This is a genomic window from uncultured Algoriphagus sp. (genome assembly GCF_963974835.1).
Classification (GTDB): domain Bacteria; phylum Bacteroidota; class Bacteroidia; order Cytophagales; family Cyclobacteriaceae; genus Algoriphagus.
Genome location: NZ_CAXBET010000007.1, coordinates 129,833 through 155,035 on the forward strand (window position 1 = coordinate 129,833; position 25,203 = coordinate 155,035).

Genomic DNA, 25,203 nt, shown 5'->3' on the forward strand with positions numbered 1-25,203 from the left:
TTGATCAACTGTTTATAATTCAAAGCGCTATGAAAAATACTTTCATTTTTGGTTTAGTAGGTCTAGTTATTTTCCTAAGTAGCTGTGTCGATGATGCCCAGTTAGAAAAGGACGATTTGACCGGGAGATGGGAAAATGTCTCTCCAGATCCAGAGGATAGCTCTAGCGTTATTGTGTTATACTATGAGATGAAAAGTGATTTTACTCTAGAAGAAGGTTATTTGAAAAGAAATCTTCAAAGTAAAGAGGAGTCATACAGGTTTTTAGCAACCAGCGAATATGCGGCGAAAAATGGGTTTTTGGAGTTTACAAATTATACAACATATGATGTTGGCGAATCTGCTGGAGCTTTGGAATTTGTAGCTAAAGAAAAACTTGAGAAGTATGGACCTTCTTTGTCCCGAAAAATGTCCTATAAACTATTGGAGAGCAATAAAGTATTATCAGTATACCAAGGCTGTCCCGCGGATTTTTGTTACGATATTCTTTATGACAAATTATAGAGTAGCTTTAATTCAGATTTAGCCAAGAGTTAAAAGTGATATTTTTTATGCTTTAGCTTGCCTACTTCAATTCAGCAAAGCCAAAAGGAATTGCAGCTGCTCCACACCAAAGTATTCCATGTGAAAATTTTGCATTAGGGAAGTTGGGTAGCTTAAAATAATGTTCTCCGCCTTCATCCACCACTGCCACCAGCTGATAGCTTGTGGTCTCACTTAACATTAGGTTGCTAGATGTAGATAAATAGACGGTAACAGTTCCAGTGTGGAAGTTGGAATTGAAATCATCACTTAGTCTGAGGTAATATTCTCCATCATCATCTGATCCCAATTCTATCGTGCCTTTGGTATTGGAACCACTTTGCGCAATGAAGGTGCCTTTTTTAATTATCTCTAAATCTCCGGATATTTTATTGTTTCCATCAGGTAAAGTCACCTTTGGTTCTTCGGATTCGTTGCACGAAAATAGGGTTAAAGAGAATAAAAGGAAAAATAGGCTGGAATGTAAAAGCTTCATGAGTGTTGAGGATTAAAATTTTCGAGATTTCTGAAGAGAATTCTATTTCTACTGTAATTGATTATTCCTTGGCGTTTCATGGCAGAGAGAGTTTTGGTTACAGTCTGGCGACTGGAGTCAGAGAGCAAAGCAAAATCTTCATGAGTAAGGTTAATTTTCACGAGGGTTTCATCCCCAAATTTCTTCCCGATTTTCAAGGCGATTTCTTTAAGTGCAGACTTTATTCGTTGCTCTGCATCCAGTGAAATCAGTCGCTCATGTCGTTGGGCAGACTCCAATGCACGATCTATAAGTTTTTGTGTAAGATGGGATTTCACATCTTCGGGAAGCTTGGAAATAGGATCAAGCTTTTGGATGATAGTCCCATCTTCCAGAGCGATTGCATAGCTGGGATTTATTCTGGATGTCACAGAGCCAAAATCACCTTCTCCTATTAAATCTCCCTCAGTTGCTATTTTGAGGATTGTTTGAAGCCCATTCGGAAGCATTTTCTGAAGCTTCAGACTTCCTTTTTTTATAAGATAAAAACCTTCTGAGATATGACCTTGCTTGTAAATGGTCTGTCCTTTAGTATAACTTTTAGAAACAGGAAAAACAACCTGAATGGGTTCTCGGATTGGTTCGATCAGACTGGTATTCATTGTTGTTGTGGTTTTTTTTCGTAGTAAATACCTAAGCCAAATACTCCTGAAGAGTAGATGTTTTTGCGATTGAAAATCAAGTCGTTAAAATTTCTGTAGTTCAAACTGACGTGGATGTTTTTGCGAATAGGTACGGAGGCACCAAAGCTATAGCTAGTATATTCTGAGCCATCTCCACGTACAAAATCAGTCGCCACAACTACTTCATCCACTGATTTCAGTGCGTTCAATCTGGCATTTACCCATACAAAATCTGCGATATGATATCCTATTTCAGCTCCTATAGCCAATTGATCAGAGAAGGAGACTCCTTTATATTCCGTCCGGAAATTGTAGGAGCCAAAAATATTTCCGTAAAATGGAATAGAAGGGAGAGCAAATGATGTGGCAAGGGTGGTCCAAACATTGAATTCTCCATCACCGGATGGCAGATTGATTTGTTCAAAGTCAATTGCTTTGCTTTGGGCAAAATGATTTGCTTTACCAATGGGCAACTCAGGGGAAACTGCAACACTCAGGGGAAAATACTTTTTGAGGAGCGCATGTTTGAATTCTAGCCTTAAATCTCCTAAACCGCTTACTGTCTCTGTCGTTTCAAATCCATTCCAGGTTTGTAATGGCCAATTCGCAATAATTGTGAATTTGTCCGTCACACCATATTCTCCATAGAAAACTAAGGATTGCTGAGAAAATTGATTGGTTACAAGTAGGTTTCCTTCCAGAGAATAGTAATCATTGGATCTCATAGTCTGATAACTCAACTGGTAAAAGCCTTCCGACTTCGCTTTAGTCCAGCCACTTTGCGCAGCGGCATCTATCGAAAACAAACCTATAAACCCAAGGCACATGGCCCTGAGTTTAATTGAAAGGTTATTTTGAGGACGCATCATCTTACTGAAGAGGAGCATTTCCGAATGGTATACCTACAGATCCACACCATAATAGCACATGCGTATAGATGGATGTATTTACGCCTGTGGGAATTGCGAAGTAATTTTCCCCAGCCATTCTCACAGGCCCAATAGCCAATAAATCAGGGTTTCCGTTTGCTGGGTCCGGCATAAAGTTGGCAGAGGTAGATAGATAAACTGTCACAGTGCCAGTGGCTAGGGCTGTATCGAAGTCAGAGCTAAATTGTAAAAATTCTTTGCCTTGTGTATCCGTACCGAGCGCTGCAGTGCCCATAGAACCTGCGGCATTTTGATCAACGAAACTTCCACTACGGGACACATTTAATGCACCTGTGGGCTTGGTCGAATCTATCGTGATCGGATCATTGTCATCTGAGCAAGAGACTAAGCCTAAAAAGGCAACATAGAATAAGAGAAATACTTTTTTCATGATTTTTAGGTTTTGGTTTACCCAAAATTCCCCTTAGAGTATCACAAAAAAATCACGGAAGAGTAACCATTTTATTTAATAGCTTCTTTTCTTTATAAAGTAAACACAATAGCTATGATACTGGACAAACGAGTAATTGCTGATTTTTTAGCAGATAAAAAAAAGTTGAATAATTATAATCCCATCCTGAAGGCGCTGTGGTATGATGGTAATGGCGATTGGAAAGAAGCTCATGATAAGGTGGATAGCCTGGATGGAAAAGATGCTGCCAGAATCCACGCTTATTTGCATAGAAAGGAAGGAGATCAATGGAATGCAGATTATTGGTATAGAAGGGCAGGAGCTGCCAGGCCAGAAGCCACATTGGAAGAAGAGTGGGCAATGTTACTTCTACAATATCTAATTTAACTATTTGATGATAATAGGGGTGTTTTTTACTTAAACTTTTAAAAAATACCCTGTGTAGGGTATGTTTTAATGTTAAATTGGTGGGTAATTTTGATAAATTAATAACCCACCAACACTTTATGAAATTCTTTTATTTGTCTTCCCATCCAAACGAAAACGGACTTTACGTAGTGCATGATCGCGAATGTGAACTTATTCCGAATTCTTACGACAGGGATTATTTAGGGCCTTACAATACAGGAAATGAAGCGTTGAGAAAGGCTTTGACACTTAAAGATAATGTTGTATTGTGCAAGAACTGTTGTCTATCAGGAGATCAGTCAATTATTACCAATATTAAATAATGGGTGAATTATTGATCTTTAAATAATATGTAACGATATCTTTTAACTTGTAAAAGGAACAAAACCTCCGATTAATATACTTCATATAGATCGGAGGTTTTTTATTTGCCAATGCCAATAGGCAGCTAATCTGGCCGGAGCAACTGCTTCTTTGTGTCATCCAGAGTAAGATATGATTGTAAATTAGTTTGCACCTGAATAAAAAATGGATTACTAATAATAGAATCAGAAGCACCAACTTCTACATATTATTGCCAGTTTGGAGTTAAATTAGTTAAAAATTGAATTTAACATTTATTTGGAGGCTCCGATGAAAGCATTAACTTCATCAGTCTATTAATTTTCAGACCCTTAACCTACAACCTATGGATTTAATCTCAAGACGTCGCACTTTGAAATCTCTTGCACTTGGTGCAGGATTAAGTTTAGTGTCACCTTTAAATGTATTCTCAAACAGCATTCCACGCAAAGATAAACTCGGTGTGGCTTTAGTTGGGTTGGGATATTATAGCACTGACTTATTGGCCCCAGCCTTGGAAAAGACAGAGAAATGCTACCTAGCAGGAATAGTTACAGGCACTCCTTCGAAAGCCTCCGTGTGGAAGGCAAAGTATAAAATTCCTGAGAAGAATGTCTATAACTATGATACGTTTGATTCCATTGCCGACAACCCTGACATAGATGTGATTTATATAGTTTTGCCTCCTTCTATGCATAAGGAATATGTGATCAGGGCTGCAAAAGCTGGAAAGCATGTTTGGTGTGAAAAACCTATGGCAATGACCGTGGAAGAATGCCAAGCCATGATAGATGCATGTAAAGAAGCTAATGTTTCTTTATCGATAGGGTACAGATGTCAGCATGAACCTAATACAAAAGCCTATCAGAAAATTGTCAAAGAACAAAGTTTAGGCAAAGTACTAGGATTGGACTGTGCGGCTGGATATCGTGAAAATAGAACTGACCACTGGAAGCAAAAGAGAGAAATGGGCGGTGGAGTAATATATGACATGGGAGTGTATGCTATCCAAGGAGCTAGGCTAGGTTCAGGTATGGAGCCAGTTGCTGTGAATTCAGCCAAGGTCTGGACCGAGCGCCCTGAGATTTATAAAGATGGATTAGGTGAAATTGTCGAGGCTGAGTTGGAATTTCCAGGAGGGGTAGTGGGAACCATAAAAACTTCATTTGGTGGTAATATGAATTTTTTAAATATCAAATGTGAAAAAGGGATGATTGAAATGGCGCCCTTCTCTGCCTATGCAGGTAATCAGGGGAAGAGCCCATTAGGCGAAATTAATTTTCCATTTCAGCAGCCCATGGAGCAAGTGTGGCAAATGGATGATGATGCTCAGACAATAATGGATGGGAAGCCGCAATCGGTACCTGGCGAGGAAGGACTTCGGGATATCCGGATAGTTCAGGCTATTTTAAAATCCGCCGAAAATGGCGCAAAAGTGACGATTTAACGGCTTTTCAATACATATTGGGTAATCAAGAAGCCAATTTGGGGATAGTGGAAGCAGATTTTCAGGAGCATTAAAATCAACGATTCTTACTATATTTTGCTGAAAATCTAATAAAATGAGCGTTTTAATGAAAACACCATTAATCTGCACTAAAAATTAAAAATAAACTCCAAAAGACTTCTAATGGCACTATAAATGATGTTTATTGTGTTCAATTACATTTATAACCAACCAATAAAAAGATTATGAGCAGACACCAAGAAGTTAAAGATTTGGTCGATTCTTTAGAAGCAGACTTTGCAAAATTCTACGAAAATGGTAACAAAGCAGCTGGTACTAGAGTGAGAACCGGGATGCAAGCCATCAAAAATCTTGCACAGGAAATTAGAGCTGAAGTTACAGCTAAGAAAAACGAGGCTAAATAATTTAATTAGTTTCATTACATAAAAGCCCCGATAGTTAACTCTGTCGGGGCTTTTTCATGTGATTAGTAAGTTTATTTACTGATGATTCCGTCTTTTACCAATTGGTATTCCACTGATTGAGCAAATGTCTTTGAGAAAGACTCTATTGAGGATGGATTAGTAGTCTCTGACTGCGCAGACCATACTAAAGCTTCGGTTTGCGCATCATAAAGATTCATTTCTATATAGTAATTTTTATCTGTTGCATAGTATCCAGGATCGTACATTACAGGGTTGTAGTAAGAGTAATAACCGTAGAACCTACCATAGTATCCACCATAGCCCATAGGAGAGTACATAGTAGTGCCAGGTACATATCTGGTTTCTGATGTTTGATCTAGGAGTGCTATAGTAAGAATAGCATCGTGGCCAGCAGCTTGGATGTCACTTACTATTTTTTCTTTGTTTTCCGGAGTGGCTTTGAACCCTGGAGGAATGATGTCAAAGCTGCTGCTAGCAGTGATTCCATCTTCCTCAAGAATTGCATCAAGGTCATTTTCTATGGTCTGTCTAGCCAAAAGTTTGTCAGTCAACGCGGTGACAAAAATGTTAGTATACCCACCAGCTTTTGCTTCCGGCGCTTTCCAAGAACCAGTGATCTTTGTGCTGGGTGAGCACCCTGTTACAGCTGCTAAAAGCACCAATCCGACTATTGCATTAAGTTTTCCCATTTGTTTGTTTAGTTTTTATTGTCTATTGAATCAAATATTTCCTGAACTGCCGTTTCGATTGCATCCTGCTTTTTCTCCTGTTTGCTTGGGATAACTTTGGATACTACACCTACCCAGGCAGCTTTATTGGTTTGTGAATCCACCAAATGAACAGTGAGTGTACCTTCTTTATACTTGTTTACAACTACTTCTTCACTTTTCCATGTATAGTTTCTTTGACCAGTGTACATGAAAGGATCAGTTGTTAAATTAGTTTCCCGGGTCTGTACTTTATCTTCTACGGCTATTCCCAGATTAATTTTTAGCTGAGCATTATTTTCATCTTCCGACATTCCCCTAGAATCCAGTTGTTTTCTTATTTCTTCTTTTAAATAGTTTGTAGCCAGTTTAAAATTCTCATTGTGAGAATTATCCACATCTACATCCATAAAAGAATAACTGGTATACTTGCTCAAATCAAACTCATCATAAATTCCTTTTTCCACGACCACATTTGAGGCAGTGCAGGAAATAACTGCTAGTAGTAGAACAACCCAGGAGTAACTTATTTTTTTCATAAGGTGGACAAAATTTATTAGACTAATTTACTTTGGTAACCATAAAAACACTTAGTTTAATATCTTATTGATCTATAAATGGCAATTCCTGCTGCATAGCATTTCTTATGGTATTGTGGATATAAGTATCTATTTGCAAAAATTTAGCAGCGTCAAGCGCCGAAGTGGCTTTTTTGAATTTTTTGTAATAGCTGGAGTGAAGCTTAGATAAAGCTAGATCATTCTTCAAGGTTCTTTTTGCTAAATCATCAGCCTCTTCTTCTCCGATTTTTTCATATTCCGAGAGAAAGTCATTTATAATCTTCAACCTTTCCCTTGCCAGCTCTTTTCGGCTGGTCTCGTAGGATTGATAAATTGTCCAAAATCCAGGAGATACTGTCTCAGGCAAATCCATATAACCTTCAATAATCTGTTTTTTGTCCATACCAAAAGATGCCTGTATAAGTGTGATTTCATCATTTTCTGAACTTTGGGCAAATGAAGTGTGGATGGATACTATTAGAAGTAATGCGATAATAAAAATTGCATTTTTCATAAAAATTTAAATTAAGAGTTGAAATTCATTGAATAACAAAATCATTCTTAATTTAAGAAGACAATTAAAAAATATAAAAGAATAGTCCTAGAATTTTATTTATGTAATGAACTGGCTATCAGTTAATCAAAAAGACTCATTAATATTTAGGTAAAATCCAGAATTTCCCTTTTGGCCAAAGCCATAATCTGCAGTAATCGTAGTTCGCTTTTCTTTGTTGATGAGCACTCGTAGACCCAGTCCATATCCAGGATTAATTTTATTCATGAGCTTTTCACCTGTGGTTTTACTATTGAAGGAGGCCGCGTTGAGAAATACTGTTCCACCAAAGAGATCTTTATTTTTCTGCAATGGAAAGCGATATTCCATTTCGGTATATACCATGTTTTCTCCGCGAAATCTACCTTGGGAATATCCTCTTCCAGACCTGCCAAACATATCCCAGCCCAAAGAAGGTAAATTCATGTAGGGAAGATCTCCTGAAACTAAGAAATTTGCATAGGCCCAAGTTGCGATTAGATGTCTTTTTCTTGTCTTGCTTAGATTGAAATAATGTCTGTAATCCAATAGTAGGGTAGAGGATGATTTGTTAGAACCCAGAAATTCAGGATTGATTTTATAGGAAATCATCGCATAATTTCTCTCATATGGAGAGGCGGCGACATCACGATTTTCCATTATCCCATTGATGGATATACCCGAAAGTGTATAGCGGTCTATAGGGAATCCCAAGGTTTGATTGTAGAAATCGTGACTAAAGTCAGCGTCAAAATCTATTGGTTCATCTATAAAGGATTCGATTTTTTGGTGTATGTCCAGATGATAACCCAAGCCTAGATAGAATTTGCTTGTACCAATCCTCCTTAGAATAGTTTCATAAAAGCGAATCAGACTAAAGTCCATTTGCTGTTTCCCGTTAAGCACATTTTCTTGGCCAATTTGAATAAACTCCAGATCATTAGGAGTTGAGCTTCCTAGCCCATAAGTAGGCTGAGACGTGATAAAATACCTCCAGTCGCCTATGAGGTTCCATTGATCATCCGCAAGGAATACGTTGCTTTTAGAGCTGATGATCCATTGCTTCTTCGTAGTGTATAAAAAGTTAAAAACCAGATTGGACTGATGTGTGCTGACAGGATCGCCCATGAACCAGGAGCTTGCTGCTGCTACGCCAAACATCCATCCATTAGCAGGATTATACGCGATTGCTGGTAAGGGAAGAATACTGAAATCATTTATTTTATTTGCTTCATAAGCGACCGTATCGGCATCCTGAGAGTTGGCAATAGAGCTTATCATTACGCCAATTAAGAATAGGATACAGAATTTTTTCATCAGAAGGATATATCAAGTTGTAGGCGAAAGCGTAATTCATTGTCTTGTGGCAAATCTTTATCTTCAAATGTAAATCTTGTTAATTCAGCGGTCAACTTGTTTTTATGCTCGACAAAAAACCAGTTAAATGCTACAGCAAATTCCCTTTGTTTATTGCTGTCAATTGACAGATCAGGATTGATTACCGCATATCTTGAAGCAATTTCCAATGGCTCTGGCCAAAAGTTAATTAGTTGATAGGGGAAATATCCTGCCATAATATAAAACCCTCCTAAATCTGTGCTTATCTCATCAAAGTTATCATATACGTTTTTCCGATGAAATTCACTTGACCAGGAGAAGCCTTTGTAGTTAAAAGCCGTCTCTACCTGGTATTGCTTTACAGTGTACTGCGCGTCGTTCGTTCCCTCAAAACCTGAAAGATTTCCTCCTCCTGAAGTAGAAAATCTTGTATAAGGACTTGTATTAGTCACCGCAGCGATAGCAATGATCCCAGCTGGCTTCGAGGAAATTTTCAAGTCTCCTCCAGAAAAAGGTACTGGCCTCCCAAGGAAATTCCACTGAAATCTCCCGAAATACATCATCTTGGAATCATCATTTTGTGTGGCTCCCAGTCCCATTCCAGTAAGGATAGCTGCCCAATAATTGAAATTGGCAATACCTCCAGCGTTTAGATTTCCATAGACTTCAACGCCTTGCTGTCTATCTACTGTAAATTTTCTATTCAGAAGGGAACGGTCTACCATCTGCTGCTCCCCACTACTGATGAATCGTTCTCTGGTGAATTCCACCTTCCACTGACCGGCTTTAAAACTCATCCAAGGCCACTTTTCAATCATTACTCTGTAGTCTAGTAGTAAGCTTCTGGAAAGCTCGTATTCAAAGTAGTATTTTATCCAAGGCTGGTAGGCATGTCCACCCACTTTTAATCTAGCTCTGTTGATTTTAAAAACCCGCTGATCTTGATTGCGAAAATCAGCGAATGTTATGGGATCCTGATCATCAGGTAAGGCAAAACGCAACTGCAGTCTTGCGGCTATCTGCATTTCGTAATTGCCATCTTCGGTTTTTAGAATAAAACCTTTTGAGGTATGATTTAGAAAAGATTCTTTTTTTTCTGACTTGGTCTGCGTGGTGTCAGATTTCTGTGAGTATGAAAAAGTGGTTCCTGAAAGCAGGATAACCCACAATAGGAAAATGGTTAAAGTATTTCTGTAAAAAACTATTAGCAAAGGCATCTCCTGTTGAATTGTAAATTGAAAGGCCAAATAACGCAAAAAGCACCGAGAATCTTTTGGATTTCCCGATGCCTTTTGATCTGAAATGTTTTAACGATTATTTTGATGCTTCTGGAAGTCGGAATACTAATCCACCTTCCAATCCGAACTGATACATACTTGAGTAGCTTGAAAGGCCAGTACCTACACCTCCCGTACCGAAGTAAAGTCCGCCTCCGACCGCTTGAGTTGCTGAGAATAAAGAGGCTTGAACTCGGATAGCAATATTATCTGCCACCCAGAAGTTGGAACCACCTCTTATATTCCAGCCAAACTTACTCGCTGAATTTTCATTGCCATTGTCTGGATTTCTAACATTAAAAATTCCAATACCAAATCCAGCTCCTGCAAATGGCTCTACTAGTTCATTCACAGGAAAATACCTCGTTCCATTAAGCATTATCCAGTTGATTGCTAAATCGAAATTTGTGTTTTGGATTTGACCTCCAAATATTCCCCCATCCTGATATACTGTAGGTGCATTGGTGTCTTGTCGCAGGTATTGAATCTCCACTGCCCCACGGTTCGGAATATGATATTCTATCCCAGCTCCCCATCGAAGTCCATCCTGAATTTGTCCATTGAAATACGAGGTGTTGGAATAGTAAGAATCGACTTTATCCATGAAAACGTAACCTGCATAGGTATTTACTCTAAGTTCCTGTCCAAGCGTTAGCGTGGCAAATGCTCCCATAAAGAGCAGCGATAGTAGAAGCTTTTTCATGATTTTAGGATTTAATTAAAAATTAGTCTGAGCATTAATTAGTTAAAATGTATCTTGGTTATAGCCTAATATTCTTTACTTCTTTAATACGCGTATTTCTACTTTGCGATCCGTTTCGACAGAACCTTTTGTACTGCCTCTGATTATCAATCCTCCATTGCTTATATTGATCCGATCGCTGGGAATTTTGTAAATATCAGTAAGCGTTTTGGCCACTGAATCCACTCGCTGCTTTGTTAATTTAAGATTATAATTTATAGAACCCGTGTTATCAGCAAAACCAATTAACTCTACATCCACATCCGGATTTGCCTCAAGATACTTAGCAACGGGATCGAGTTTACTTCTTTCAGAATCAATTAGAGTGGATTCATTCACATCGAAATATACTTCTATCTTACTTTCAGGAAGTAAGGTCTCTATATTTTTTTCGACCACATTTGTGACAGTCACCGTATCGACTCTTACTGGTAAATTAGATAAACTGTCAATCAATATAGAATCCATTGCTATCCTGGCAATTAATGTAGAATCATTTGCCGCTGATACTTCTCCTTTTTTCTTATTACCGCTATTGCTGATCGCTGCTGTAGTAGCTGCTGTACCACCTATAAGTAATGCGTCTTTGAGAATTTCGTTGTTTTTCTTATCTATTCTGTCTTGCCTCCTTTGATTTTTTTCAATCCTTTTGGCAGTTTTATCATCCATCGCCTGAGTATTTACTTGAAGCTCTTGCGGGTCATAACTTTGCTGTTCTCTGGAGTCATACATAAAAGAGGATCTGCTTGCAAATGCCATCATCATGGCGGAGTCTCTAGTAGCCTGAGCCTGTAGCATCTCACGTCTAAAATTGCTCATCTCCTGATCAAATTGCTCTCTCGTAAACGAATTGCTTGAATCCGGCAATGTTCTAAATTGCGAAGAATTGGCTGTAGGAGAAGCTTGATAGGTAGCTGAATCCAAAGTGAGATTTACATTGTTTGCAGAGTAAAGTATTCTGCTGACTTGACCGGGGTAGATGATCAATTGGCTCATCAAGTTTGCAGAGTCTAGTTTGGTTATTGATGAACTTCCTGAATTCTTGACAGTATTCAGTGAATCCAGTTTGAATTTAATTTCTGAATCCTGTGAATTGAGCCCATTCATTCGTGATTCAGCCAATGATTTTTCGGCTTCCAAATTGGATACTCTTGTTTCCCTGATGCTTTCAGATGTAGAAGAATCCCGGGCTGACAACGCCATTGCCTGATCAATGCCTGCAATTTCTGATTCACCGAGTGAAATACTATCTCTTACGATTTGTCTTGCAGTAGTAAGCGAATCAATTTCAAAATCAATTTGGGCCAGGGAAGCCGAATCAGTTATTGCTTCCTGACCTGACAGATTTGAGATGCCATTTGAGGGAAGTTGGATAACTGTAATATAATTGTTGGTTACTTGCTGACCTTTGTTTCCCAAGTTTTCCAGAGAATCCTCCTTCGCCATTTGAGCTTTGGAAAGTTCTGTAGGAACATAGGTGTAGCGTTGGGTAATCACAGGAGGGTTAAAGACTTTTTTATTTGCCCCTAAACTAAATTTGACTCCTATGCCATGATAGATATACCAGTCTGGGTTTCCGTCTTCCATTCCGCGATAAGGATTTTCGGCTGTTACCAGATTTGTACCAGGTTTGGCAGCATATTCTTGGAAGGCATTGTCGTAGGAAGTTCTGTAAACCCCAGACACATCGTCCAAATAGTCGGTATTAGTCCTTTTGAAATCTGACTGTGCAAAGATTTCAATGCTTTTCGTAATTCTAAATCGTATCCCCAGGCCCACATTTGCATAATATGAGGTTGTTTTATAGTTGTCTGACTTTTCAGTACTAAGAACTGTAAGATCTGTCTCAAAAATTCCATCAGGAATTTCATTGGGATTGGTGTAATCATATCTGTTGCCATTGGAATCCAATAGGTCTCCATGCACTTTGTAGCTTAGCACACCTGCTCCAACGGTAATGTATGGGGCAAAAAAAGATTTGCCTGACAATAGCCAATTGTTGTCAGGTTTGATCACTAGGGATAGGCCAGCGTCGTATACATCTGTCTGGAAATTGAGTGCACGGTCAAAGGTCGGACTGTCTGTAAACAAAGTCCTGTCATTTTTAATAAACCGATCACTGGACCCGAACTGATAACTTCCACCTGTCAGCATTAGTCCTACAGATTTTCCCAAAGCATATTCTAGTGAAATCTGATAGGATAATTGGTCTGAATAAGTGGTATAGCGTTTATAATATCTGGTGAAATTCTGGAAGTTGTCAACTTTTATAGGTTGGATATCACCTAGATAGTTGGTGATTCCAGCACTTGCTCCAAATCTCCATTTGTAGCCATACAATTGTGCCTGAGCAGAAATGGCAAAGGCAAAAGCGAGAATTAGTAAAGTTAGCTTTTTCATTTGCTTATCTTTTTTTGCTTCCTATGCCCAACCAAATATTAAACTCAGCACTGACCCCAACGAATGGCTGAAAACTGTCGTCGGACATTCCTCCCACTTGCTCTGTAGTAATAAATGTGCCTCCTGCATTTAATCTGATAAATCGGAAAAAGTTGTATCCAAGTCCTACATAAATAGGTCTATCTAAAACTGGTCCTGATATTTTCTCATCCAATTGATTTTTGATATCACCAGAAAGGAAAAATCCTGTAGAAATGGACATGTTGTTCATGAATCTTGCAAAAGTTCTATTGCCGAGCGGAAAGGACAATCCAGCATAAGGACTCATCACAAAGTCTTGCTCAGGCAAACCATCACTAAGTGAGATCGCTCCATATCCTACATTGATAGGGAGAGAGTTGGCTGTTTTTTCAGTAGGATAATTTTCAAACACACTTTCGTCTACTCTCACTAGCATATTTGGACTTAAGTATTGGTCCACTTCTGAAAAGAGGATATTTTCCAATTCGGTAATGTAATTATTTGCAAAAACCGCTCGGACATTGTCAGCCTCAGTCATGCCTGTCACGTTAAATTTGGCCTTACCCATTTTCAACTTGCCTCTCTGCTCTAACTTAGATCGTGTGATGTCGCTAAAGCCGGGGAATTTATCGCCATTAGGAAGCTCAAAATAGTAAGCCCCCTGATCAACGATTTTCGAAAGATTGTTGATCAGAACTTCATCCGACTCTGAAAAATGAATACCTCCTCTTTTTATAGTCGTGATTGTGCTGAGATATGTTTTAATATTTTGATGAATTAGAGACCTGACTTCTTCAATCTGTTCAGGCCCGGCTTTTTGATAATATCCGAACTCAAGACGATAATCAGTATTTGAACGTAAAGGATCTGCCATCAAAACTTGATAGGATAGATCTTTATATCCAAAAGGCGCTTTCCAGAAATAAGTATAGCCAGTTTTCTCTGTTTTTCTGGATTGGTAAATCAGCAGCTTTACCATTTCTATTTTTTCAGGAATCGCTCCTTGAACATAAAATTCTTTCTCAGCTGGCAGTGGTAGTCCGCCATTAATTTTACCGGTAATAAGATCTAGATTTATAGTGGTCACTTGGGCATGTAGGCTAAGCGCACATAATCCAAAGAGAAGTATAGATAGTAATTTTTTAATCATGTTTATATTAGTCGAATTTTTTAAAATTGAATGCGTAGCCTACCAAAAGTCCAAAATTGGAATAGCCCGCTTTGGTGATGACAAGAGCTCCCTCCAACAATTGGTCAGCTGCTACATTGTTAAAACTCCCCCTTTGCAGATATTCATCTGTATATCCAAAACTGTAAACCAACCCAAGTGTTAGACTACTTCTGGATTTTTTTATCTCAGTGCCCATTGAAACATGAAAAATGTCCCACTGGGTAATTTCTGTTTGTAATTGATTATTCTGCAGGGAGCCTTTATCAAAGTATGAAAAATCTGTCCTTACACTCCCCAGCAGTGTGATATTCTCTTTGAATTGATTTTCATAGCCTAAAGCAATATTTGTGACTGGTTTCATAGCAGTTCCTACATTCAAAAAATCCTCGCTGTCAAATGATTCTCCCACATCGTCCGGGCGTACCAAGGTACCAGGTTTTGCATTGATAATACGGTAATTATCAAATCCTCCAAAATGGGTGAGGTTTAGACTGATTACAGATCTATTAAAAGCTTTATGTAAACCGATCGCTATTTCAAAGGGAGATTTGTAAGTAGTCTTTAATTTTTCCTGCCGATCAGATGCATAAGCAGTTAGAGGCTTAGCGGTACCAGGAAGAATTATATTTGATAAAGTTAGGTCCTCTTCCACAGTTCCATTTCCTATCCAATCCAGCCCTGGAGACGTGACGGCTATTCCAAAACCGTAACTTTCTTTTTGATAATTGAATCCAAGTTTTACCGCAGTTCGCACTGCGAAATAGTTGATGAATTCATTCTGTGTTCTCGAAATTAAAAAATAGTCATCGGAATTTGTCAAGGCTTTGGCTGAAAACCTGTAGGAATAATTCATAGTTCGCAGCGTGTTCAATAGACTAATTCCAAAACCAAGCTGTGAATTGATTTTTTTTCCTACTCCGATTGCCACTGTTGTTTCTTGGAGTTTTGTAATGATACCTGATTCAGAAACTACCTGCTCCATTCCTGGACTGAATTCATCTCCGGCTAAATCAAATTCACCTTCTATACGTGCTACACCATTAAAATTAAAGCTTACTGGAGTGAGTAGGCCATAGCTCACGTTCCAATCAGACTTGGTCTGTATTGAGCCACTAATCAGTAGGGGGATCGTGTTAAATTGGATGCCTTTAAAATCCGCTCGCTGTCCTAATGCATTTTCAATTTTAATATTTTCCAAACCGTAAAGGTTGGCATTTATGGATAAAGAAGTAGTGTCTAAGAATGCCAGATTACCAGGATTATAAAATACTCCGGCATTGTCCAAGGTGTCCGTAAGAACAGCACCACCGAGAAGCGCCGCCCGCGTGCCAAATTGATTGCCCCAATGATGTGTGTCTTGGCCGTAACTAATCAATCCAAAGCCAAGTGAGACAAAAAACAGTAAGCATATTTTCCTATGAAGAAAAGATTTCATTTTGGTCTATGTTAGAGTAAAAGAATTAAATACTATGCCCTGAAATAGAATACTAAGATTTAAAAATGATAAGGTGTAAACTCTTTTAATTCAATACTGTATAAACTAAAGTATGATATAATTTTAATTCCTATGTGATGATAGAAGTCACAATTGCATTACACTATTGAAAAGCCAACTGAATTGCCCTTAAAATCTAGAGAAAACCTTATTTTATTTTAATAATCCTGCTCACTCGAAGAATAACAGATATCATAAAATACAAAAATTAGCAATTCTAATTTCTAGTCTTTAAGGAATAATTTTAAAATCTCTCTCCTCACAAAAACTATAATAAACCAACTCAAAAATCCAGCAGCTACTCCCACTAAAGCTCCTGCAATCACATCCATCGGATAATGAACCCCAAGGTAGATGCGCGTATAGGAAATAAATGCTGCCCATAAAAATAACCACGGCAAAAACCTGAGCTTACCTTTCATCTTCAAATTTAAAAACACAGCTAAACCAAATGTATTGGCTGCATGAGATGAAGCAAAACCATACAAGCCACCACATCTTTCGTAAATATGAACCAAGCCATCCCAGCGCTCATCATGACAGGGTCTAAGTCTTTCAAAAAAGGGCTTCATGAATCCCGATGTCACCTGATCTGAAATAAGAATAGTCAACGCTACCCCTCCATATACCCACCAACTATTTTTTGGCTCAGCCCGGTAAATGAAATATATCAAAATAGCATAGAAAGGAAACCAGATGAAAGTCTGGGACAATTGAAATGCTACAGCATCCAACCAATCCGAGTGAAAGGAATTAAGCCAGAGGAATAATTCCTCGTCCCAAGTCTTAAGTTGTTCGATCATTTTACTAATGATAACCAGTCTATCCCTTTTTTAAGATGTTTTTGAGTGTATTCTTCTTCCGAACCCACCCTAGGCTCATGCATGTATTCCCATTCAGCCTGTGGGGGCATGCTCATCAAAATACTTTCGGTTCGTCCATTTGTATCTAACCCGAATTTTGTGCCGGCGTCCCAGACCAGATTGAATTCTACATATCTTCCTCTTCGCAGACTTTGCCAGGATTTTTCGTTTTCTCCGAAAGAGAGTTGTGAGTTCTTTTTCATGAAATGCCCATAAACTTCTGGAAATAAACGACCTAACGATAAGCTGAATTGAAGAATATTTTCGAATTGCTCATCGTCCTTGGCTATTAACCTATCATAAAAAATCCCGCCAATTCCCCTGGTTTCATCTCTGTGCGGAAGGTAGAAATAGTCATCAGCCCAGGTTTTGAATTTTGGATAGTAGCTGGAATCGTATTGGTCACAGACCTTTTTCACTTCCAGGTGAAAATGCTTTGCATCTTCCTGATCAACGTAGTGAGGAGTCAAATCTATTCCTCCCCCAAACCAATGCACTCCATTGTCCATCTCAAAATAGCGGATATTCATATGGATTATAGGCACCATTGGACTTTTGGGATGCAACACTATGGAAACCCCCGTAGCGAAAAAATCAGCTTTGTCCAATTTTAGTTTTTTGAGAATTTTATCAGGTGTAGGTCCATGCACCGCAGAAAATGCTACTCCTCCTTTTTCTATAATATTACCATTTTTAAAAATCCTGGTTCTTCCGCCTCCTCCGGCAGGTCTTTGCCAGATGTCTTCTTCGAAAAATCCTTTACCATCGGCTAATTCAATTTCTTTGCAGATGTGATCCTGCATTTGCTGATAGATTTTTGAAATATCTTCTTTACTCTTTCGCGACATTGCTAATTTTTTATCTCGTTAGAATGGATAACCGATACCAAAGTTAAGAACTGTTTGGCCTTTCACACCAAATAGATTGCTGAATGAGATATTATCCAACACCCACCGCTCGCCTAGAGGCATGGATGGATCAATTGCTTTTGTTGCCAAATCAAGTCTTACAACCAGAAAATTGAAGTCCATTCTTAATCCAACTCCTGTCCCGAGAGCTATCTCTTTGTAAAAACGGTCGAATCTAAAATCTGCTCCAGGCCGGGAATTATCCACACCGATGACCCAAGCATTTCCCGCATCCACGAAGACTGCCATATCAAAATATCCCACAAGATTTCTGCGGTATTCCAGCATCGTTTCTACAATCATTTCTGCAGGCTGCTCAAAGGCATAATCATATCTTCCTCTATCACCAATGATAGGAGTATAACTACCTGGACCTAGTCGACGTGCTTGCCAAGCTCTAATGCTCGTACCACCACCTGCGAAAAAATACTTCTCATAAGGTAAGATTCCAGTACTTACTCCATAAGGATGGGCAATGCCAAAGTTTGCTCTATAGGCAAGTGTCGATTTTTGATTGAGAGGAAGATATCTTCTATAATCTGCCTGAAGTTTTAGCCATTGAAATCTGGCAAAATCAGTGGTTTCACTATTGCTCGTAGCGTTTACTAAATTCAGGGTGGTACCGCCACTTTCTACAAATAGCTTTAGCAAAGAAGCCCTACTTGAAGAATTATAATTGCCATAATCATTGAAATTAATGATCGTCTGAGCCGATACGCTACTTATCAACGAGGGAAGAAAAGACCATATCAGATTATTTCCCTGATTTTCCAAGTCCAATAGAACTTGAGCAAATTCATCTGAAATTTGTGGAGTTCTGATATAGTTAATATCAGCTGCGTTGATTGTGAATTGCTGTCTATTGCCACGCGTGGCCCAAGTATATGCTAAAAGTGCATTTAATCCGGAACGTGTATATTCAGGTCGGTTAGTATAGTTGTACCCTAGCTGTGTACGGGTATTGGGATTATATCTCCCATATTTCTGTAAACTTTTTCCATAGAAAGGAATTAGAAATCTTGGGAAGATTACGGAAGCTGATGTCCCAAACTCTTTACTTTGATAGACCCCTTGATCTGTTGCAGAAGCTACACCCTCATAGCCGATTCTTGTGTTAAATTCCAATATTTCGCCTGCACGAAAGAAATTCCTATTTCGTAAAAGAACACTAAAAAATGGACCTGGTAATTGCTCAGTTATACTTAGCCCAAGCTGATTGGTAAGTTGGTACTTTTGATTTGGTTGTGTTAATATTTTTGCGGTAAGATTTGTACCAACCGTATCAAATGAAATGTTGATGTATCGGAAAAGGTCAAGATTACTAAGCTGCTTTTGGGTTTCTATGATGTCGATTCTTTTGTACTTCTGTCCTTCGTCGAAGAGTATTCTAGAGCTAAGCAGTTTGGCAGAAAATCTATCCCTGTAAAATGTGAAATCAATATTTCGATAGTTTCTTTCAACGTTCCTATCAAGGAAATCATCACTTGGAGGACTTACTTGAAAGGTAATAGAATCAATACTATAAACTTCATGCTTCTCCGCAAATGATGGTTTTAGTATCCGTTGTTCTACATTGATTTTCTTTGCAGTAGTATCGTAATATAAATTGTAGTCTATGAAACTTTTAGTGAACATGTAATATCCATTGTTCTTTAAGAGTTCCTCCAGCCTTTCTCTTTCTTTGATGAAATTGCTTTGATCGTAATTTTCACCTTGATGGATCAATGTCTCATCACTCGAAGCATTGATCAAAGTTAATATCCCCTCATTATCGGAATTAGTATAAATAGAATCCAACAAGTAGGGTTCTCGTTCTACTAGCGTATAGATGACATTCGCTTTCTTTTTCTTAGTGATGACCTCGAAAGAGACTTCCGATTCTAAAAATCCTTTATTATAAAGGTAGTTATCTATTTCGGTGACCGTCTTTTCAGTCTCGGCGCTGTCTAAAACTGTCACCGGATTTCCTGTTCGCATTAGGAAATTTCCGTACTCTTTTAATTTTTCTAAATCCTGAATTTTAGTCTGCACCTTATCCCGTCTCTTCACAAGCTTACGGTCATTAGGCACTTCTTCAAGACTGGCTCTGATTTCTTGAAGTTCAGCTTCTTTTTCTTCCAGTCTATCATTCACCTTCGCGCTATCATAGAATAATTTACCAAATCTGTAAATACTCACGCCCAGAGAGGAATTCGTCAGCGGAATCTTAGTATTCGGATCCTGAAAATATAATTGTTCAATCTCTAGGCGATTCGCCTTATTAACTCCCTCAAGCGTGTTTTTATCCAACACATACTCACCTTCAGGTAAGTTTTTGCTCAAAGAGCATGCATGCATAGCCCCGAGGACACAGATAAAAAGTATATATTTGATGAATTTCAAAATGGCAGAATCGATCCGAATGCTTAGCAAAAATACAGTTAAGTTTATTAAATCCTTACATCAGAAAAAATTCCGAAATCAGGAACAAAAATTTTTTGTCGAGGGAGAAAAAAGTGTGCTGGAGGTCCTTAATTCCAACTTCAAAGTAGAAATCCTGGTTTGTACTGAGGCTTTTTTCTCGGTTTATCATAAGCAGTTGAATAAGTTAGATCTTCAAATAATTTCCGCAACGCAGCAGCAATTAGAAAACCTTGGCCAATACCAAAGCAATGATAGTGCCTTGGCTGTAGTAAATATGAAACCTAACGATTCCTTTGATTTTCCTATCGGGGAATTTGTATTGGGTCTGGATGATGTACGCGATCCGGGAAACCTCGGTACTATAATAAGAATAGCGGACTGGTATGGAATCAGAAATCTGGTTTTTTCATCCCAAACTGCTGACTTTTATAATCCAAAGGTGATTCAATCCAGCATGGGATCCTTTACTAGAGTTAATTTTTTCTATGATGATTTAATAGATGTTTTTAGGAATTGGAATGTCCCTATCTATGGAGCATTTCTAAATGGCGAAAATGTGCATAAAATGACACAAATATCCCCGGGGGTAATTCTGATGGGTAACGAATCCAATGGCATTTCAGAAAATCTTGAAAAACTTGTTACGGATAAAGTAACTATTCCAGGATTTGGTGAAGCGGAATCCTTGAATGTAGCTATAGCTACCGCCATTTTATGTGATAATTTTAAAAGATTAGTCTTAGGATGATTAATAAGTTAGCCAAAACACTTAACAAGGTTGGGATTAATGGGTTTCTGCTAGGATTGTTTGCTGCGATTTTTCTAGCTTGGCTTTTTCCTTTTGCCGGATCTAATCAATCTCCAGTTCCATGGAAACCAATTATTAATGTCGGGATTGGGCTTGTTTTTTTTCTATACGGAGTTAAGCTTGATCCAGCTCAATTAAAGGTTGGATTGAAAAACTGGAAACTACATGTACTTATACAGCTTACAACTTTTGTAGTTTTTCCATTGATAGTATTGGCAATAGTTCCATACCTGAGCTGGATCGATGAGGATTTTCGCCTTGGAATTACCTACTTGTCGGTTCTTCCTTCCACGGTAAGTGCTTCAGTAGTGATGGTGTCAATAGCAAACGGAAATATCCCAGGAGCAATATTCAACGCAAGTATTTCCAGTTTGCTTGGAGTAGTGATCACACCCTTCTGGATGGGATTTTTGGTAGATTCTACGGATGTACAGATGGATTTTCTACCTACACTCGGTGAATTATCTATAAAGGTATTGCTTCCCGTGATAGTGGGCATTTTTCTTCATAGTTGGCTTTTCCCAAAGATTGAAAAGCATCTCTCAGCTCTAAAGTACATAGATCAGACAGTAATTATGATCATTGTGTTCACATCGTTTGCTCAGTCTTTTTCGCAGGATGTATTTTCTCCATATAAATCTAGCGTCCTGCTTGAAATTGGAGCGACTATGCTGGCGCTTTTTTTCCTAGTATGGTTGGTTATTGAGATCTTATGCAGATTACTTAGGTTTAGCTGGGAAGATCGCGTTACTGCTTTGTTTTGTGGATCCAAAAAGTCATTAGTTCAAGGAGTGGTGATAGGAAAAGTGATTTTTCCTGATCCAGCTACTTTAGGTTTGGTTTTGCTTCCACTGATGTTGTATCACATTCAGCAGCTTATAGCAGGAAGTATTATTGCATCCAGATTTTCAAAAAAAATATAAGTTTTTAGATTATTAGCTGGTTCTGTTGTTAATGTTTTTTACAATAGATTATTTTTAATTCTGCCGAATAATCTAAATTTTAATAGTAATATTTCCAAAGAATCCATGAAGAATAATTGGTTAAGATTTTTGTTTGGAACATTCCTACTGCTGGTCTTCTCCGGTAATCTGAAAATTACAGCGCAGGAAAAAGTAGATGTCGTGATCATGACAAATGGCGACATTAAACAAGGTAAAGTAACAGGAGTAACTCAGACCCAGATTAAATTTCGCTACGCTGGAGAAGAATTTGATTATGAATTTTCAAAAAGCGAAGTGGCAAAAGTGCAGTTTGCGAGTGGAAGGGTAGAAGAGTTTAGTAAAAATGCTGTGGATGCTGCTTCCCCTCCTGCAGGATCTGCCTTGCCTTCTGCTAATGCCCCTGCTAACGACCCTTCCCGTCATAACAAAATTGCCGTTTTACCCTTTGATTTTATTTCCAATGAAAATATGGAAACGGAGTCTATGAGGAATTTGATTCAGAATACTGCTGCAAATGATATTCGTGAGCAATACCAGTCTTTAGAACTTCAGGATCCTATGGTTACAAATGCTACACTCGCGAAAAATAATGTGTTATTTGAAAACTTAAAGTCATTTACGCCTAGTGAAATTGCAGTGATTTTGGGTGTGGAATATGTCGTGTATGGAACTGTCCATATTACAAATAAGGGGACTAGTACTTATGGCGGCGCAGGAACTACTTACAACGAAAAGGATACTAAATCTAAAGAAAAGGGAAATACGGTCGAAAGAACCAAAGGTTCTTCATATACATCTGTCAATTCCTCTACCACAGTGGAATATGATACTTCCGTGGATCTCAGATTATTTAATGACCAAGGCAAAAATTTATATTCAGATTCCAGGCATGCTTTCGGAAATACAATAGATGCCTATGAAGGAAGTGTAAGTTACATGATTAAGAGAACCCCCGTTTGGTTCTAAATATGGGAAGAAATAAATCTTAAGAATTGATAGTTAAAGCCTAATTCTCAGGCTTTTTTTATGTTAAATATATTTCTCTGAAAGCTTTTTACCAACTGAATGTATTGCTCAGTTGCCTCTTCTTTTGATTTTCCTTTCACGTTCATCCGGGCATTATATTTTGCAGCTGCTTTGAAGTCAAAGCCTCCAGATCTTTCAGATTCATTATCTCCTTCAGTAGCTTGCTTATAAAGACCATATAATTTGAGAAGATCTTCATTGCTGGGCTTCTCAGTAAACTTCTTCGTGATAGCAACGGCTTCTTCAAGTGTATTAGCGGACATTTCTGTAGGATTAAGGGTGAAAGGCCCAATATAATGCAAGAAGACAATTGTAATTAGGGGTATGCAAAAAAAAATACCAGCATAATCAGCTGGTATTTTTCAAAGTTTGAATTTTTATCAATAATTATCTTTTGTTCATCGTGACATAATCACGTTCATTTTCTCCAGTGTACACTTGTCTTGGACGACCAATAGGCTCATTATTCTCACGCATTTCTTTCCACTGTGCTATCCAGCCAGGAAGTCTTCCTAAGGCAAACATAACAGTGAACATGTCAGTAGGAATCCCGAGTGCTCTGTAGATAATTCCAGAATAGAAATCTACGTTTGGATATAATTGACGGTCTATGAAGTACTGATCATTAAGAGCTGCATGTTCCAGTTCTTTAGCGATATCCAATACTGGGTCATTTACGCCTAATTTCTCCAATACATCATCAGCAGCTTTCTTGATGATTTTTGCTCTAGGGTCAAAATTCTTATAAACTCTATGTCCAAAACCCATCAATCTAAAAGGATCGTTTTTATCTTTTGCTTTGTCCAAATACTTCTTCGCATCTCCTCCATCAGCTTTGATTGCCTCTAGCATTTCAATTACAGATTGGTTGGCTCCACCATGAAGTGGACCCCAAAGTGCATTGATGCCAGCAGAAATGGAAGCATAGATACTTGCCTGAGATGAGCCTACTATTCTTACTGTAGAAGTAGAGCAGTTTTGCTCATGGTCTGCATGAAGAATCAAAAGCTTATCCAAAGCAGAAGCAACCACTGGATCCACATCGTATTTCTCCGCAGGGAGTGCAAACATCATTTTCAGGAAGTTCGAACAATAATCCAATGAATTATCAGGATAATTTACCGGATGACCCATTTCGTTTTTGTATGCCCAAGTAGCGAAAGTCGGCATCTTGGCAATTAATCTGATGATGCTCATGTTAATCTCCTCCTCATTTCTATTTGGATTCAAAGAATCTGGATAGAAAGCTGTCAATGAGCAGATCAAAGATGAAAGGACGCCCATTGGGTGAGCATTGGAAGGAAATCCTTCTAGAATCTTCTTAATGTCTTCGTGAACTAATGTATGGTGAGTTATTTCTTTGGAGAAATTTTCATACTCACTCTGAGTAGGAAGTTCACCGTAAATTAATAGATAAGATACCTCAAGGAAGGTAGATTTCTCCGCCAAGTCCTCAATTCTGTATCCTCTGTAGCGAAGAATTCCTTCTTCTCCATCTAAAAAAGTAATAGCACTAGTTGTAGCTCCAGTATTTTTGTACCCCGGATCAAGGGTGATAAGACCCGAAGAAGCTCTAAGTTTTGCGATATCAATCGCTGATTCATTTTCTGTGCCGGTGATTACCGGAAATTCATACTCTTGTCCTTTGAAAGAAAGCTTTGCTGATTCAGACATATAGTTATTGTTTGGATTGCTTATGTTAAAAAACCTCGAATTAGGGCGGTAAGATAATAAAATCAGGTAGCTTTTTAATTACAGAATGTGACCTATGAGTTATTATTCTTGTGAATAGTGAAATAAATCAAAGGATTTTCTAAAGATTTCTTAATTGGTATTAAGAAATTCAGATGCCTGATTTTAGTAATCTGTTGTGAATTTTATAGTAGGAATAAAAAAAGCCCCGGAGGGCTAATTTTATGCGCAGAAATGCTCGAAAACTTCCACTAAGTGGTCGCCGATCATTTTAGCATTTCTTCCTTCTATGTGGTGACGCTCGATGAAGTGAACTAACTCTCCGTCTTTGAATAGTGCCATCGCAGGAGAAGATGGGGGATAAGGAAGACAAAGTTCTCTTAACTTTTCTACTGCGTCTCTGTCGTTACCCGCAAATACGGTAGCAAGGGTGGTAGGTTTTACAGTTGAATTCTCAACTGCATAGGTTACACCTGGTCTTGCAGCTCCTGCCGCGCAACCGCAAACTGAATTTACTACAACAAGGGTAGTGCCTTTATGGTCTGGACCAAGATGCGTGGCAACTTGCTCAGCTGTTCTGAACTCTTCAAATCCTACGCTGGAAAGTTCCGCTCTCATTGGAGCGATCAATTCTTCTGGATACATAATATTAC

26 protein-coding genes are annotated in these 25,203 nt (G+C 38.4%); 7 read left to right on the forward strand and 19 right to left on the reverse strand.

Going from position 1 to position 25,203, the window contains the following annotated elements; all coding sequences use genetic code 11:
• Positions 1-29 precede the first annotated feature (29 nt).
• Positions 30-503, forward strand: a complete 474-nt coding sequence (locus AACZ73_RS14545) for a hypothetical protein (protein ID WP_339878923.1) — start codon at positions 30-32, stop codon at positions 501-503.
• A 61-nt stretch (positions 504-564) separates the two neighbouring features.
• Here the strand turns inward: AACZ73_RS14545 and AACZ73_RS14550 are convergent, their stop codons facing one another.
• The 4 genes from AACZ73_RS14550 to AACZ73_RS14565 are packed head-to-tail and all read right to left on the reverse strand — an operon-like array spanning position 565 to position 2,999.
• The gene (locus AACZ73_RS14550; RefSeq protein WP_339878924.1) at positions 565-1,017 is read right to left on the reverse strand and encodes a hypothetical protein; all 453 of its coding nucleotides are present in this window, start codon (positions 1,015-1,017) and stop codon (positions 565-567) included.
• Entirely contained in the window at positions 1,014-1,658 is a 645-nt protein-coding gene (locus tag AACZ73_RS14555; RefSeq protein WP_339878926.1) for a Crp/Fnr family transcriptional regulator, read from the reverse strand. The genes AACZ73_RS14550 and AACZ73_RS14555 overlap by 4 nt, the downstream gene beginning before the upstream one ends.
• On the reverse strand, positions 1,655-2,566 hold the full coding sequence (locus AACZ73_RS14560) for a hypothetical protein (RefSeq protein ID WP_339878927.1): 912 nt from the start codon (positions 2,564-2,566) through the stop codon (positions 1,655-1,657). The genes AACZ73_RS14555 and AACZ73_RS14560 overlap by 4 nt, the downstream gene beginning before the upstream one ends.
• Positions 2,550-2,999: a DM13 domain-containing protein gene (locus AACZ73_RS14565; RefSeq protein WP_339878929.1), complete on the reverse strand. Its 450-nt coding sequence runs from the start codon at positions 2,997-2,999 to the stop codon at positions 2,550-2,552. The genes AACZ73_RS14560 and AACZ73_RS14565 overlap by 17 nt, the downstream gene beginning before the upstream one ends.
• Positions 3,000-3,113: 114 nt before the next feature.
• Between AACZ73_RS14565 and AACZ73_RS14570 the strand changes: the two genes are divergently transcribed.
• The 3 genes from AACZ73_RS14570 to AACZ73_RS14580 all read left to right on the forward strand — a co-directional run bounded on the left by AACZ73_RS14570 (position 3,114) and on the right by AACZ73_RS14580 (position 5,642).
• Positions 3,114-3,407, forward strand: coding sequence for a hypothetical protein (locus AACZ73_RS14570; RefSeq protein ID WP_339878931.1), 294 nt, complete (start codon positions 3,114-3,116; stop codon positions 3,405-3,407).
• A gap of 709 nt (positions 3,408-4,116) precedes the next feature.
• Complete coding sequence (locus tag AACZ73_RS14575; RefSeq protein ID WP_339878932.1) at positions 4,117-5,217, forward strand: Gfo/Idh/MocA family oxidoreductase; 1,101 nt, start codon at positions 4,117-4,119, stop codon at positions 5,215-5,217.
• A 245-nt stretch (positions 5,218-5,462) separates the two neighbouring features.
• On the forward strand, positions 5,463-5,642 hold the full coding sequence (locus AACZ73_RS14580) for a histone H1 (RefSeq protein ID WP_192350681.1): 180 nt from the start codon (positions 5,463-5,465) through the stop codon (positions 5,640-5,642).
• A gap of 71 nt (positions 5,643-5,713) precedes the next feature.
• Here AACZ73_RS14580 and AACZ73_RS14585 read toward each other — a convergent pair whose 3' ends face one another.
• The 12 genes from AACZ73_RS14585 to AACZ73_RS14640 all read right to left on the reverse strand — a co-directional run bounded on the left by AACZ73_RS14585 (position 5,714) and on the right by AACZ73_RS14640 (position 20,059).
• Positions 5,714-6,352 (reverse strand): hypothetical protein, encoded by a 639-nt coding sequence (locus tag AACZ73_RS14585; RefSeq protein WP_339878934.1) that lies wholly within the window; start codon positions 6,350-6,352, stop codon positions 5,714-5,716.
• Between the two features lie 8 nt (positions 6,353-6,360).
• Entirely contained in the window at positions 6,361-6,909 is a 549-nt protein-coding gene (locus tag AACZ73_RS14590; RefSeq protein WP_339878936.1) for a DUF4136 domain-containing protein, read from the reverse strand.
• A 64-nt stretch (positions 6,910-6,973) separates the two neighbouring features.
• On the reverse strand, positions 6,974-7,444 hold the full coding sequence (locus AACZ73_RS14595; protein WP_339878938.1) for a hypothetical protein: 471 nt from the start codon (positions 7,442-7,444) through the stop codon (positions 6,974-6,976).
• Between the two features lie 126 nt (positions 7,445-7,570).
• Entirely contained in the window at positions 7,571-8,779 is a 1,209-nt protein-coding gene (locus AACZ73_RS14600; protein ID WP_339878939.1) for a BamA/TamA family outer membrane protein, read from the reverse strand.
• Positions 8,779-10,017 (reverse strand): porin, encoded by a 1,239-nt coding sequence (locus AACZ73_RS14605; protein WP_339878940.1) that lies wholly within the window; start codon positions 10,015-10,017, stop codon positions 8,779-8,781. The genes AACZ73_RS14600 and AACZ73_RS14605 overlap by 1 nt, the downstream gene beginning before the upstream one ends.
• Before the next feature lie 97 nt (positions 10,018-10,114).
• Positions 10,115-10,780, reverse strand: coding sequence for an outer membrane beta-barrel protein (locus tag AACZ73_RS14610; protein WP_339878942.1), 666 nt, complete (start codon positions 10,778-10,780; stop codon positions 10,115-10,117).
• A 75-nt stretch (positions 10,781-10,855) separates the two neighbouring features.
• On the reverse strand, positions 10,856-13,219 hold the full coding sequence (locus tag AACZ73_RS14615; RefSeq protein WP_339878944.1) for an OmpA family protein: 2,364 nt from the start codon (positions 13,217-13,219) through the stop codon (positions 10,856-10,858).
• Between the two features lie 4 nt (positions 13,220-13,223).
• A complete protein-coding gene (locus tag AACZ73_RS14620; RefSeq protein WP_339878946.1) occupies positions 13,224-14,390 on the reverse strand; it encodes a hypothetical protein in 1,167 nt (388 codons plus the stop codon).
• 7 nt (positions 14,391-14,397) lie between these two features.
• On the reverse strand, positions 14,398-15,846 hold the full coding sequence (locus AACZ73_RS14625; protein ID WP_339878947.1) for a hypothetical protein: 1,449 nt from the start codon (positions 15,844-15,846) through the stop codon (positions 14,398-14,400).
• 284 nt (positions 15,847-16,130) lie between these two features.
• Positions 16,131-16,709 carry a phosphatase PAP2 family protein gene (locus AACZ73_RS14630; protein ID WP_339878949.1) on the reverse strand — a complete coding sequence of 193 codons (579 nt, stop codon included), beginning with the start codon at positions 16,707-16,709 and terminating at the stop codon, positions 16,131-16,133.
• Positions 16,706-17,617 (reverse strand): oxygen-dependent coproporphyrinogen oxidase, encoded by a 912-nt coding sequence (gene hemF / locus AACZ73_RS14635; RefSeq protein WP_339878951.1) that lies wholly within the window; start codon positions 17,615-17,617, stop codon positions 16,706-16,708. Before hemF ends, AACZ73_RS14630 begins: the two co-directional genes overlap by 4 nt.
• Before the next feature lie 18 nt (positions 17,618-17,635).
• Positions 17,636-20,059: a BamA/TamA family outer membrane protein gene (locus tag AACZ73_RS14640; protein WP_339878953.1), complete on the reverse strand. Its 2,424-nt coding sequence runs from the start codon at positions 20,057-20,059 to the stop codon at positions 17,636-17,638.
• 19 nt (positions 20,060-20,078) lie between these two features.
• On the opposite strand from AACZ73_RS14640, the gene AACZ73_RS14645 reads away from it, so the two are divergent.
• The 3 genes from AACZ73_RS14645 (at position 20,079) to AACZ73_RS14655 (ending at position 22,798) form a co-directional block, all read left to right on the forward strand.
• A complete protein-coding gene (locus AACZ73_RS14645) occupies positions 20,079-20,828 on the forward strand; it encodes an RNA methyltransferase (protein ID WP_339879107.1) in 750 nt (249 codons plus the stop codon).
• Positions 20,825-21,811 (forward strand): bile acid:sodium symporter family protein, encoded by a 987-nt coding sequence (locus AACZ73_RS14650; protein ID WP_339878954.1) that lies wholly within the window; start codon positions 20,825-20,827, stop codon positions 21,809-21,811. The genes AACZ73_RS14645 and AACZ73_RS14650 overlap by 4 nt, the downstream gene beginning before the upstream one ends.
• A 105-nt stretch (positions 21,812-21,916) precedes the next feature.
• Entirely contained in the window at positions 21,917-22,798 is an 882-nt protein-coding gene (locus AACZ73_RS14655) for a hypothetical protein (protein ID WP_339878955.1), read from the forward strand.
• A 47-nt stretch (positions 22,799-22,845) separates the two neighbouring features.
• Here AACZ73_RS14655 and AACZ73_RS14660 read toward each other — a convergent pair whose 3' ends face one another.
• The 3 genes from AACZ73_RS14660 to AACZ73_RS14670 all read right to left on the reverse strand — a co-directional run bounded on the left by AACZ73_RS14660 (position 22,846) and on the right by AACZ73_RS14670 (position 25,195).
• The gene (locus tag AACZ73_RS14660; RefSeq protein WP_339878957.1) at positions 22,846-23,121 is read right to left on the reverse strand and encodes an acyl-CoA-binding protein; all 276 of its coding nucleotides are present in this window, start codon (positions 23,119-23,121) and stop codon (positions 22,846-22,848) included.
• Between the two features lie 124 nt (positions 23,122-23,245).
• Entirely contained in the window at positions 23,246-24,532 is a 1,287-nt protein-coding gene (locus tag AACZ73_RS14665; RefSeq protein ID WP_339878958.1) for a citrate synthase, read from the reverse strand.
• 240 nt (positions 24,533-24,772) lie between these two features.
• Positions 24,773-25,195, reverse strand: a complete 423-nt coding sequence (locus tag AACZ73_RS14670; RefSeq protein WP_339878960.1) for a BrxA/BrxB family bacilliredoxin — start codon at positions 25,193-25,195, stop codon at positions 24,773-24,775.
• Positions 25,196-25,203 lie beyond the last annotated feature (8 nt).

Excerpts from the sequence above, each read along its gene's own strand:
- AACZ73_RS14625 (WP_339878947.1), bottom strand. The coding sequence starts at position 15,846 with ATGAAATCTTTTCTTCATAGGAAAATATGCTTACTGTTTTTTGTCTCA.
- AACZ73_RS14565 (WP_339878929.1), bottom strand. The coding sequence starts at position 2,999 with ATGAAAAAAGTATTTCTCTTATTCTATGTTGCCTTTTTAGGCTTAGTC.
- AACZ73_RS14545 (WP_339878923.1), top strand. The coding sequence starts at position 30 with ATGAAAAATACTTTCATTTTTGGTTTAGTAGGTCTAGTTATTTTCCTA.
- AACZ73_RS14670 (WP_339878960.1), bottom strand. The coding sequence starts at position 25,195 with ATGTATCCAGAAGAATTGATCGCTCCAATGAGAGCGGAACTTTCCAGC.
- AACZ73_RS14600 (WP_339878939.1), bottom strand. The coding sequence starts at position 8,779 with ATGAAAAAATTCTGTATCCTATTCTTAATTGGCGTAATGATAAGCTCT.
- AACZ73_RS14590 (WP_339878936.1), bottom strand. The coding sequence starts at position 6,909 with ATGAAAAAAATAAGTTACTCCTGGGTTGTTCTACTACTAGCAGTTATT.
- AACZ73_RS14630 (WP_339878949.1), bottom strand. The coding sequence starts at position 16,709 with ATGATCGAACAACTTAAGACTTGGGACGAGGAATTATTCCTCTGGCTT.
- AACZ73_RS14620 (WP_339878946.1), bottom strand. The coding sequence starts at position 14,390 with ATGATTAAAAAATTACTATCTATACTTCTCTTTGGATTATGTGCGCTT.
- AACZ73_RS14585 (WP_339878934.1), bottom strand. The coding sequence starts at position 6,352 with ATGGGAAAACTTAATGCAATAGTCGGATTGGTGCTTTTAGCAGCTGTA.
- AACZ73_RS14555 (WP_339878926.1), bottom strand. The coding sequence starts at position 1,658 with ATGAATACCAGTCTGATCGAACCAATCCGAGAACCCATTCAGGTTGTT.
- AACZ73_RS14615 (WP_339878944.1), bottom strand. The coding sequence starts at position 13,219 with ATGAAAAAGCTAACTTTACTAATTCTCGCTTTTGCCTTTGCCATTTCT.
- AACZ73_RS14580 (WP_192350681.1), top strand. The coding sequence starts at position 5,463 with ATGAGCAGACACCAAGAAGTTAAAGATTTGGTCGATTCTTTAGAAGCA.
- AACZ73_RS14660 (WP_339878957.1), bottom strand. The coding sequence starts at position 23,121 with ATGTCCGCTAATACACTTGAAGAAGCCGTTGCTATCACGAAGAAGTTT.
- AACZ73_RS14550 (WP_339878924.1), bottom strand. The coding sequence starts at position 1,017 with ATGAAGCTTTTACATTCCAGCCTATTTTTCCTTTTATTCTCTTTAACC.
- AACZ73_RS14655 (WP_339878955.1), top strand. The coding sequence starts at position 21,917 with ATGAAGAATAATTGGTTAAGATTTTTGTTTGGAACATTCCTACTGCTG.
- AACZ73_RS14665 (WP_339878958.1), bottom strand. The coding sequence starts at position 24,532 with ATGTCTGAATCAGCAAAGCTTTCTTTCAAAGGACAAGAGTATGAATTT.
- AACZ73_RS14650 (WP_339878954.1), top strand. The coding sequence starts at position 20,825 with ATGATTAATAAGTTAGCCAAAACACTTAACAAGGTTGGGATTAATGGG.
- AACZ73_RS14645 (WP_339879107.1), top strand. The coding sequence starts at position 20,079 with ATGCTTAGCAAAAATACAGTTAAGTTTATTAAATCCTTACATCAGAAA.
- hemF (WP_339878951.1), bottom strand. The coding sequence starts at position 17,617 with ATGTCGCGAAAGAGTAAAGAAGATATTTCAAAAATCTATCAGCAAATG.
- AACZ73_RS14595 (WP_339878938.1), bottom strand. The coding sequence starts at position 7,444 with ATGAAAAATGCAATTTTTATTATCGCATTACTTCTAATAGTATCCATC.
- AACZ73_RS14610 (WP_339878942.1), bottom strand. The coding sequence starts at position 10,780 with ATGAAAAAGCTTCTACTATCGCTGCTCTTTATGGGAGCATTTGCCACG.
- AACZ73_RS14605 (WP_339878940.1), bottom strand. The coding sequence starts at position 10,017 with ATGCCTTTGCTAATAGTTTTTTACAGAAATACTTTAACCATTTTCCTA.
- AACZ73_RS14575 (WP_339878932.1), top strand. The coding sequence starts at position 4,117 with ATGGATTTAATCTCAAGACGTCGCACTTTGAAATCTCTTGCACTTGGT.
- AACZ73_RS14560 (WP_339878927.1), bottom strand. The coding sequence starts at position 2,566 with ATGCTCCTCTTCAGTAAGATGATGCGTCCTCAAAATAACCTTTCAATT.
- AACZ73_RS14570 (WP_339878931.1), top strand. The coding sequence starts at position 3,114 with ATGATACTGGACAAACGAGTAATTGCTGATTTTTTAGCAGATAAAAAA.